9 protein-coding genes are annotated in these 8,929 nt (G+C 69.4%); 7 read left to right on the top strand and 2 right to left on the bottom strand.

All coding sequences use genetic code 11. From position 1 onward, the window contains the following. Positions 1 to 145: 145 nt before the first annotated feature. The 4 genes from asnB to nadE are packed head-to-tail and all read left to right on the top strand — an operon-like array spanning position 146 to position 4,885. Positions 146 to 2,086, top strand: coding sequence for an asparagine synthase (glutamine-hydrolyzing) (asnB, locus tag AC1Q9M_RS07745; RefSeq protein WP_382323546.1), 1,941 nt, complete (start codon positions 146 to 148; stop codon positions 2,084 to 2,086). Further along, positions 2,083 to 3,612: a class I adenylate-forming enzyme family protein gene (locus tag AC1Q9M_RS07740; protein WP_492433167.1), complete on the top strand. Its 1,530-nt coding sequence runs from the start codon at positions 2,083 to 2,085 to the stop codon at positions 3,610 to 3,612. The genes asnB and AC1Q9M_RS07740 overlap by 4 nt, the downstream gene beginning before the upstream one ends. A gap of 44 nt (positions 3,613 to 3,656) precedes the next feature. Continuing rightward, positions 3,657 to 3,914, top strand: a complete 258-nt coding sequence (locus tag AC1Q9M_RS07735; RefSeq protein WP_492433165.1) for an acyl carrier protein — start codon at positions 3,657 to 3,659, stop codon at positions 3,912 to 3,914. Then, complete coding sequence (nadE, locus tag AC1Q9M_RS07730) at positions 3,914 to 4,885, top strand: NAD(+) synthase (protein WP_492433163.1); 972 nt, start codon at positions 3,914 to 3,916, stop codon at positions 4,883 to 4,885. The genes AC1Q9M_RS07735 and nadE overlap by 1 nt, the downstream gene beginning before the upstream one ends. A gap of 9 nt (positions 4,886 to 4,894) precedes the next feature. Here nadE and AC1Q9M_RS07725 read toward each other — a convergent pair whose 3' ends face one another. Next, positions 4,895 to 5,989 carry a PA0069 family radical SAM protein gene (locus tag AC1Q9M_RS07725; protein WP_382327225.1) on the bottom strand — a complete coding sequence of 365 codons (1,095 nt, stop codon included), beginning with the start codon at positions 5,987 to 5,989 and terminating at the stop codon, positions 4,895 to 4,897. A 55-nt stretch (positions 5,990 to 6,044) separates the two neighbouring features. On the opposite strand from AC1Q9M_RS07725, the gene AC1Q9M_RS07720 reads away from it, so the two are divergent. The 3 genes from AC1Q9M_RS07720 to AC1Q9M_RS07710 are packed head-to-tail and all read left to right on the top strand — an operon-like array spanning position 6,045 to position 8,229. Further along, positions 6,045 to 7,013: an ABC transporter ATP-binding protein gene (locus tag AC1Q9M_RS07720; protein ID WP_382160600.1), complete on the top strand. Its 969-nt coding sequence runs from the start codon at positions 6,045 to 6,047 to the stop codon at positions 7,011 to 7,013. A gap of 2 nt (positions 7,014 to 7,015) precedes the next feature. Beyond that, on the top strand, positions 7,016 to 7,777 hold the full coding sequence (locus AC1Q9M_RS07715; protein WP_291116570.1) for an ABC transporter permease: 762 nt from the start codon (positions 7,016 to 7,018) through the stop codon (positions 7,775 to 7,777). A gap of 14 nt (positions 7,778 to 7,791) precedes the next feature. Next, complete coding sequence (locus tag AC1Q9M_RS07710; protein WP_492433160.1) at positions 7,792 to 8,229, top strand: VOC family protein; 438 nt, start codon at positions 7,792 to 7,794, stop codon at positions 8,227 to 8,229. A 10-nt stretch (positions 8,230 to 8,239) separates the two neighbouring features. Here AC1Q9M_RS07710 and AC1Q9M_RS07705 read toward each other — a convergent pair whose 3' ends face one another. Further along, positions 8,240 to 8,887, bottom strand: a complete 648-nt coding sequence (locus AC1Q9M_RS07705) for a hypothetical protein (RefSeq protein WP_492433158.1) — start codon at positions 8,885 to 8,887, stop codon at positions 8,240 to 8,242. Positions 8,888 to 8,929 lie beyond the last annotated feature (42 nt).

The following is an 8,929-nucleotide window of genomic DNA, read 5'->3' as shown; positions in this document are numbered from 1 at the left end:
TCCCCCCCCCCTCTCCCCCCCCCCCCCCCCCCCCCCCCCCCCCCCCCCCCCCCCCCCCCCCCCCCAGGCCCGCTGGGGCCTGACCGACGCGAGCGACGACAGCGATGCGCTCTGACCCGCCACACCGCGCTGCGAGGGCCTGAACATGTGCGGCATCGCAGGCCTCTTCAGCCCCCGGCGCCCGCCCGCGCGGGCCGAGCTGGACGCCATGATCGGCACGCTGGGCCACCGCGGCCCGGACGGACGGGGCACCTGGGTCGATGGCCCGATCGGCCTGGCCCATGCGCGGCTGGCCATCATCGACCCTGAAGGCGGCGCCCAGCCCATGGGCAGCGCGGACGGCCGCGTGCAGCTGGTCTTCAACGGTGAGATCTTCAACTACATCGAGCTGCGCGAAGAGCTGCGCCAGGCCGGCCACCGCTTCGCCACCGACTCCGACACCGAGGTGCTGCTGCACGCCTATCAGGCCTGGGGCGATGCCTTTCTCTCGCGCCTGAACGGGCAGTTCGCCCTCGGCCTGTGGGACGGCCCGCGCCAGCGCCTGCTGCTGGCGCGCGACGGCGTGGGCATCCGCCCGCTGTTCTGGACGCGCGTGGGCCCGCGGCTGGCCTTCGCCTCCGAAGCCAAGGCCCTGTTCGCGCTGCCTGAGGTGCCGCGCGGGCTGGACCCCGCCGGCCTGGCCGCCAGCTTCGGCTGGTGGGCGCCGCTCGCGCCGCGCTCGGCCTTCGAAGGCATCCACTGCCTGCCGCCCGGCCACTGCCTGGTGGTGGACGCGCAGGGCGAAACGCTCACGCGCTGGTGGGACTGGGACTTCCCCGTCACCGACCCCTTCGCGCCGGTGGACGAAGACGCGCTGGCCGACGAACTGCACGCCCTGCTGGTGGACGCGGTGCGCCTGCAGCTGCGCGCCGATGTGCCGGTGGGCGCCTACCTCAGCGGCGGGCTGGACTCGTCCATCCTCACCACCATCATCCGCCGCCACACCGACACACCGCTGCGCAGCTTCTCGCTCACCTTCGACGACGCCGAGTTCGACGAAAGCGAGCACCAGCAGGCCATGGTGCGGCACCTGAACACGCAGCACTCGTCCATCGGCTGCGGCCGGCACCACATCGCCGCCGAATTCGCGCGCACCGTGTGGCACGCCGAGACCCCGCTGGTGCGCACCGCCCCCACGCCCATGCTGCGCCTGGCCGACAGCGTGCGCGCCGCCGGCTACAAGGTGGTGCTCACCGGCGAAGGGGCCGACGAGGTCTTCGGCGGCTACGACCTGTTCAAGGAAGCGAAGATCCGCCGCTTCGTCGCGCAACTGCCCGACTCGCCGCGCCGCGCCCGCGTGGTCGAGCGGCTCTACCCCTGGCTCGCGCGCTCGCCCGGCGGCTCCAACGCGATGTCGCAACGCTTCTTCACCGACAGCACCGTGCCCGGCGACGACGCGGTCTTCGCGCACCAGACCCGCCTGTCCACCACGCGGCGCGCCTGGGCCTTCTTCACGCCCGAACAGCAGCAGGCCCTGGCGCGGCACGACCCGGCCGCCCAGCTGCGCGCGCGCCTGCCGGACGGCTTCGGCCAGTGGCTGCCCATGGCGCGCGACCAGTACGTGGAAGCGCACACCCTCATGAGCGGCTACCTGCTCGCCGCGCAGGGCGACCGCATGGCCATGGCCGCGTCGATCGAAGGGCGCTACCCCTTCCTCGACCCGCGCGTGATCGCCTTCGCCAGCCGCCTGCCGCCGCGCCTGAAGATGCGCGGCCTGAGCGAGAAGCTGCTGCTGCGCGAGGCCTTCGCGCACGAGCTGCCGCCGCAGATCGGCCGCCGCACCAAGCAGCCCTACCGCTCACCCGACAGCGCCAGCTTCTTCGAGGCCGGTAAACCCCTGCCCTGGGTGGCCGAGCTGCTGAGCGAGGCCAGCGTGCGCGACGCCGGCCTGTTCGACGCGCCCGCCGTCGCGCGCCTGAGCGCCAAGTGCGCGGCCGGCCGCGCCATCGGCTTCGCCGACAACATGGCCTTCGTGGGCGTGCTCTCCACCATGCTGCTGCACGGGCAGTTCGTGCGGCCCGCCACCCCCGCGCTGGAGCTGGCATGAGCGCACTCGCCTTCCTGCCCGGCCCCTTCGTGCACAGCGCCTTCGATGCGCGCTGCCTCGAAGTGCCCGACAAGACCGCCGTGATCGTCGCCGACCGCGACGTCAGTTACCGCGAACTCAACGAGCGCGTGAACGGCGTCGCCAACGCGCTGCACGCCGCCGGCATCGGCGCGGGCGACCGCGTGGTGCTGCTGCTCGACAGCGGCGTGGACTACGTGGCCGGCCTGCACGCGGTCTGGCGCCTGGGCGCCGTGGTGGTGCCGCTGGGGCCGCAGACCAAGGCCGCCAAGCTCGCCCACGTGCTGGCCGACACCGGCGCGCGCGCCCTGCTCACTCAGGCCTCGCTGGCCACGGCGTGGGCAGCGGCCTTGGCCGACACGCCCCAGGCACCCCTGGTGTGGGCCCAGGGCGACACGAACGCCCAGCCCTGGCCGCAACCCACCACCACGGCCACGGCCCATGCCGGGCCCGGCAATCCGGGCGACCTCGCCGCGCTCATCTACACCTCGGGCACCACCGGCGTGCCCAAGGGCGTGATGCTCAGCCACGCCAACATGCTCGCGGCCTGGCGCGCGGTGCAGGCCTACCTGCACCTGGCGCACGACGACGTGATCGGCCTGGCCCTGCCGCCCACCTTCAGCTACGGCCTGTACCACGTGCTCATGGGCCTGGGCATCGGCGCCACGCTGGTGCTGGAGAACACCGCCGCCTTCCCCATGCGCTTGCTGCAGCGGCTCGCCGCGCAGCGCGTCACCGTGTTCCCCGGCGTGCCCACGCTGTGGGCCAGCCTGCTCGCGCTGGACCTGAGCGCGCACAACCTGAGCGCGCTGCGCCTCATCACCAACGCCGCCGCCGCCCTGCCCGCCGCGCACACCGCGCAACTGCGCGAGCGCCTGCCGCACGCGCGGCTGCTGCTGATGTACGGCCTCACCGAATGCATGCGCGCGAGCTACCTGCCGCACGAGGAAGTGGACACCCGGCCCGAGAGCGTGGGGCGCGGCATCCCGCACCAGGAACACTGGCTGGAAGACGAGAGCGGCCAGCGCCTGCCCCATGGCAGCACCGGCGAACTGGTGGTCTGCGGCGCGCACGTGAGCGCGGGCTACTGGAACGCGCCCGCCGGCCAGCCCAGCCGCCTCTCGCCCGGCCCGCGCCCGGGCGAGAACACCCTGCGCACCGGCGACGTCTTCCGCAGCGACGCCGACGGCTGGCTCTACTGCGTGGGCCGCACCGACGACATGTTCAAGTCGCGCGGCGAGAAGGTCTACCCGCTGGAGGTGGAACACGCCATCTGCGAACTGCCCGGCGTGCGCGAAGCCGCCGTCACCAGCACGCCCGACGAGCGCCTGGGCCTGGCCGTGAAAGCCTTCGTGCGCCTGCGCGAGGGCGCGACGCTGAGCGAACGCGAGATCATCCGCCATTGCCTGGCCCGGCTGGAGAGCTGGATGGCGCCCAAGACCGTGGCCTTCGTCGACGAGCTGCCGCTCACCGAGTCCGGCAAGCTGCGCCGCCGCGACCTGGCCTGATGTTTTCTTCTTTCAACCTTGCAACCCCCAACGGAACCCCATCCATGAGCACCATCAAAGCCGACGTGCGGCGCTACATCGAAGAGAACTTCCTGCTCGGCGCAGGCGCCGTCTCGCCCGGCGACGACGACTCCTTCCTGGAACACCAGGTGCTGGACTCCACCGGTTTCCTGGAGCTGGTGGCGCACCTGGAAGAGACCTACGGCTTCAAGATCGGCGACGACGAGATGGTGCCGGAGAACCTGGACTCGCTGAACGCCATCGAGGCCTTCGTGCAGCGCAAACAGCAAGGGGTGGCCTGATGAGCGCCGTGCCCCTGGGCCCCGAGTCCCTGGCGCTGGACTGCGAGGCCGAGCTGCAGCGCATCGCGCAATGGATCCCGCAGGTGCTCACGCAGAAGCTGCGCCGGCGCGGCCTGGTGGTGGCCATCAGCGGCGGCATCGACAGCTCGGTGTGCGCCGCGCTCTCCGTGCGCGCGCTGGGGGCGAAAAAGGTGTTCGGCCTGCTGCTGCCCGAGCGCGACTCCAGCGGCTTCAGCACCGAGCGCGGCCGCCAGCTGGCCGAGCACCTGGGCATCGAATACCAGGTGCACGACATCGCGCCCGCGCTCGAAGCCCTGGGCTGCTACGAGCAGCGCGACGAAGCCATCCGCCGCGTGGTGCCCGCGTACGGCGAAGGCTGGAAGAACAAGATCGTGATCGCCGGCGGTGTGGAAGGCGGCATCAACTTCTTCAAACTCGTCGTGCAATCGCCCGGCGGTGAACAGCAAAGCGTGCGCCTGCCGCTGCGCGAGTATTTGCAGATCGTGGCCGCCACGAACTTCAAGCAGCGCGTGCGCAAGACCATGGACTACTACCACGCCGACCGGCTCAACTACGCCGTGGTGGGCACGCCCAACCGGCTGGAATACGACCAGGGCTTCTTCGTGAAGAACGGCGACGGCTCGGCCGACCTCAAACCCATCGCGCACCTCTACAAAACCCAGGTCTACGCCATGGCGCGCCACCTCGGCCTGCCCGACGCGATCTGCAACGCCGTGCCCACGACCGACACCTACACCCTGCCGCAAGGCCAGGACGAGTTCTACTTCGCGCTGCCGTACGCGCAGATGGACATCGCGCTGTGGGCGCTGGAACACGGCCGCTCGGCCGAAGAACTCGCGCTCGCGCTGAAGATGACGCCGGCCCAGGCGCAGCGGGTGTACGACGACATCCGCGCCAAGCGCCGCGCGACGGAGTACCTGGCGGCGGCGCCGGAGCTCATGCCGGGCTGATCGCGCGGTTCAGAACAGCTCCTGCTGCGCCCGCAGCGCCTGCGGCTTGAACTGCGAGGTGTCCAGCGGCTCGCGCTCGGTGTTGAAACCCAGGCGCGCGCAGGTCTTGTTGAAGCGCTGGCGGATCAGGTCGGCCCAGATGCCGCTGCCGCGCATGCGCTGCGCGAAGTCCGCGTCGTAGTCCTTGCCGCCGCGCATTTCCTGCACGCGCGCCATCACGCGCAGGGCGCGGTCCGGGTAGTGCAGGTCCAGCCACTGGCGGAACATCGGGCTCAGTTCCCACGGCAGGCGCAGCACGGTGTAGAAGGCGCGGCGCGCGCCGGCGTCCCACGCGGCTTCGAGCACCTGCTCCATGTCGTCGGTGATGAAGGGGATCTGCGGCGCCACGCTCACGCCCACCGGAATACCCGCGTCGGCCAGCGTGCGCAGGATGCGCAGGCGCCGGTGCGGCGCGGCCGCGCGCGGCTCCAGCGCGCGGGCGAGCTTGCCGTCGAGCGAGGTGATGGTCACGTAGACCGCCGCCAGGCCTTGCGCGGCCAGGGGCGCGAGGATGTCGATGTCGCGCTCCACGCCGCTGCCCTTGGTGACGATGGCCAGTGGGTGTTTCGCCTGCGCCAGCACCTCGAGCGCGGCCCGGGTGAGCCTGAGTTCGCGTTCGATGGGTTGGTAGGCGTCGGTCACGGTGCCGATGGCCAGCAGGCCGGGCACGTGGCGCGGGCTGGCGAGTTCGCGCCGCAGCACCTCGGCGAGGTTGCGCTTGGCGATGATCTTGGTCTCGAAGTCCAGGCCCGGCGAGAGGTTGAGGTAGCTGTGCGTGGGCCGCGCGTAGCAGTACACGCAGCCGTGCTCGCAGCCCCGGTAGGGGTTGAGGCCGAGCATGAAGCCCACGTCGGGCGAGTCGTTCCTGGTGATCGCGCTCTTGCAGTTTTCCCAGGTCACCTGGGTGGCCGGGGGCGGCACCTCGCCCCGCGCGAGTGCGGCCTCGTCCAGCGCACCCCAGCCGTCGTCGAACGCCTGGCGCTCGTCGCGCAGGAAGCGGTGCGGCTGCTGGTGGCTGATCCCCCGGCCCTTGATGGCCTGAATCGGAATGTGGACGTTCGGCATGGGATGACCACTGTACACAAAAACAGTGCTAGAGTGTGGCGCTTCAGGAGGCTCCATGTCCCTTTCTTCCCAGGCGGTGAACACCGCCGACCCCATCGTGTCCGTGCGCGGCGTGAGCAAGACCTACGCGGGCGGTTTCCAGGCACTCAAGCGCGTCGATCTCGACATCCGCCGGGGCGAGATCTTCGCCCTGCTCGGCCCCAACGGCGCGGGCAAGACCACGCTCATCAGCATCGTCTGCGGCATTGCGAATGCGAGCGAGGGCGTGGTGATCGCCGACGGGCACGACACCGTGCGCGACTACCGCGCGGCGCGCGCCGCCATCGGCCTGGTGCCGCAGGAACTGCACACCGACGCCTTCGAATCCGTCTGGGCCACGGTGAGCTTCAGCCGGGGCCTGTTCGGCAAGGCGCCCGACCCGGTCTACATCGAGAAGGTGCTGCGCGATCTCTCGCTCTGGGACAAGAAGGACAACAAGATCCTCACGCTCTCGGGTGGCATGAAGCGGCGCGTGCTGATCGCCAAGGCGCTGTCGCACGAGCCCAAGATCCTGTTCCTCGACGAGCCCAGCGCGGGCGTGGACGTGGAGCTGCGGCACGACATGTGGCGCATGGTGCGCGAGCTGCGCGACCGCGGCACCACCATCATCCTGACCACGCACTACATCGAGGAAGCCGAGGACATGGCCGACCGCATCGGCGTCATCAACCAGGGCGAACTCATCGTGGTGGAAGACAAGGACGTGCTGATGCGCAAGCTCGGCAAGAAGCAGTTGGTGCTCACGCTGCAGCACCCGCTGGAGCGCGTGCCCGAGGCGCTCGCGCGCTGGCCGCTCGAACTCTCCGGCGCCGGCCACACGCTCACCTACACCTTCGACACCCAGAAGGACGAAACCGGCATCGCCGAACTGCTGCGCACGCTGCACGCGCAGGGCATCGACTTCAAGGACCTGCAGTCCAGTGAAAGCTCGCTCGAAGACATCTTCGTGAGCCTCGTCCACAAGAAACAGGAGGCCCGCGCATGAGCCTGAACATCCACGGCATCAAGGCCATCTACCGCTTCGAGATGGCGCGCACCTTCCGCACCATCACGCAAAGCATCCTCGCGCCGGTACTCACCACCTCGCTCTATTTCATCGTCTTCGGCACCGCCATTGGCTCGCGCATGGGCGACATCGACGGCGTCACCTACGGCGCCTTCATCATCCCTGGCCTGGTCATGCTCTCGCTGCTGAGCGAGAGCATCTCCAACGCCTCGTTCGGCATCTACATGCCCAAGTGGTCGGGCACCATCTACGAGCTGCTGTCCGCGCCGGTGTCGTGGATCGAGGTGCTGCTGGGGTACGTGGGCGCGGCGGCCACCAAGTCCGTGATGCTGGGCCTGTTGATCCTGCTCACGGCGCGCGTGTTCGTGCCGTACCACATCGCGCATCCGGTGTGGATGCTCGGCTTCCTGCTGCTCACCGCCGTCACCTTCAGCCTGTTCGGCTTCATCATCGGCCTGTGGGCCGACAACTTCCAGAAGCTGCAGGTGATCCCGCTGCTGGTGGTGACGCCGCTGACCTTTCTGGGCGGCGCGTTCTACTCCATCAACATGCTGCCGCCGCTGTGGCAGACGGTCTCGCTGGTCAACCCGGTGGTCTACCTCATCAGCGGTTTCCGCTGGGCCTTCTACGGCGTGGCCGACGTGCACATCGCCGTGAGCACGGGCATGACGCTGGTGTTCATGGCGCTGTGCCTGGGTTTCATCTGGTGGGTGTTCCGCACCGGCTACAAGCTGCGCCGCTGAAGGGAGCCCTGGCCATGAAGCCCCGCATCACCGTCATCACCCTCGGCGTGGACGACCTCGAACGCGCGGTGGCTTTCTACCGCGACGGCCTGGGCCTGGCCACCAAGGGCATCATCGGCACCGAGTTCGAGAACGGTGCCGTGGCCTTCTTCAATCTGCAGAGCGGCCTGAAGCTCGCGCTCTGGCCGCGCCGCAGCCTGGCGGCCGACACCGGCCTGCCGCTGCTCTCGCCCACCGCGCAGGCGTCGAGCGCGCTGGAACTCTCGCTGGGCCACAACGTGGACTCGCGCGAGGCGGTGAACGCCGTGATGCGGCAGGCCACCGAAGCCGGCGCGCGCATCGTCAAGCCCGCGCAAGAGACCTTCTACGGCGGCTACGCCGGCCACTTCCAGGACCCGGACGGGCACCTGTGGGAAGTGGTGTTCAACCCGGGGCTGGCGGAGCTGGGTTGACCGGACCGCCTCAGGGAAAGGCGTTCTCGCGAAGGCCGAGAACGTCGGAATGGTTGGGATTGGCCGTCGTGGACACGTTGGCGTTGTGGGCCGATGTCCAGGCATCGATGGGGTTGGTGCGGGCCACTTGATTGTGGTGGCCGTTGACGGTAATCTGGTTGCTGTGGCCGATGACATTCACGGTGTTGTGGTCGCCACCGACGTTCACGTTGTTCTGGTCGCCGATGACGTTCACACCACGCGAAAGATCGATCGTGCTCAGCTCGCGCCACACGTCTTCACTGGTCAGGCGCAGCGCAATCAGCTTCTGAATCCGGTCGGTGTGGGAAAGGCAGCAGGAGCCCGTCGTCTGGTGCTCTCTGAGCGCCCTGGCATACAGATGGAGTGTTTGAACGGCGGCCCACTTGTTCTGCGACAGCGCGGCGTCCATGCTTTCGCGGATGGCGCTTTCATCGCCACTGTCGATGCCCTTGAACCAATGGCCCTTGAGCGGGCCCCTGCCCAGGTTGGCGACGTGGTTCAACTGGTCGAAGAACAGCTGGTGCACGGCCAGCGTGGACCGCTTGTCCATCCGCACGTCGTCGGCGCTGAGCGAGGAGTTGCTGGGCCAGCCGACGCTGCTGGAATGCACGAAAGAATCTTGGGAACGGTTGATCATGGGCCGCTAAGTGCCCCCATCGTCCGGAAAGTTCGGAAGCCG

Source organism: Hydrogenophaga sp. GW823-FHT04C09 (genome assembly GCF_058796355.1).
Note: the sequence above shows the minus strand (reverse complement) of the source record. Positions and strands in the feature narration are given on the sequence as shown.

Bases quoted from the DNA above. Each gene is read 5' to 3' on its own strand.
- asnB (WP_382323546.1), top strand. From the start codon at position 146: ATGTGCGGCATCGCAGGCCTCTTCAGCCCCCGGCGCCCGCCCGCGCGG.
- AC1Q9M_RS07740 (WP_492433167.1), top strand. From the start codon at position 2,083: ATGAGCGCACTCGCCTTCCTGCCCGGCCCCTTCGTGCACAGCGCCTTC.
- AC1Q9M_RS07735 (WP_492433165.1), top strand. From the start codon at position 3,657: ATGAGCACCATCAAAGCCGACGTGCGGCGCTACATCGAAGAGAACTTC.
- nadE (WP_492433163.1), top strand. From the start codon at position 3,914: ATGAGCGCCGTGCCCCTGGGCCCCGAGTCCCTGGCGCTGGACTGCGAG.
- AC1Q9M_RS07725 (WP_382327225.1), bottom strand. From the start codon at position 5,989: ATGCCGAACGTCCACATTCCGATTCAGGCCATCAAGGGCCGGGGGATC.
- AC1Q9M_RS07720 (WP_382160600.1), top strand. From the start codon at position 6,045: ATGTCCCTTTCTTCCCAGGCGGTGAACACCGCCGACCCCATCGTGTCC.
- AC1Q9M_RS07710 (WP_492433160.1), top strand. From the start codon at position 7,792: ATGAAGCCCCGCATCACCGTCATCACCCTCGGCGTGGACGACCTCGAA.
- AC1Q9M_RS07705 (WP_492433158.1), bottom strand. From the start codon at position 8,887: ATGATCAACCGTTCCCAAGATTCTTTCGTGCATTCCAGCAGCGTCGGC.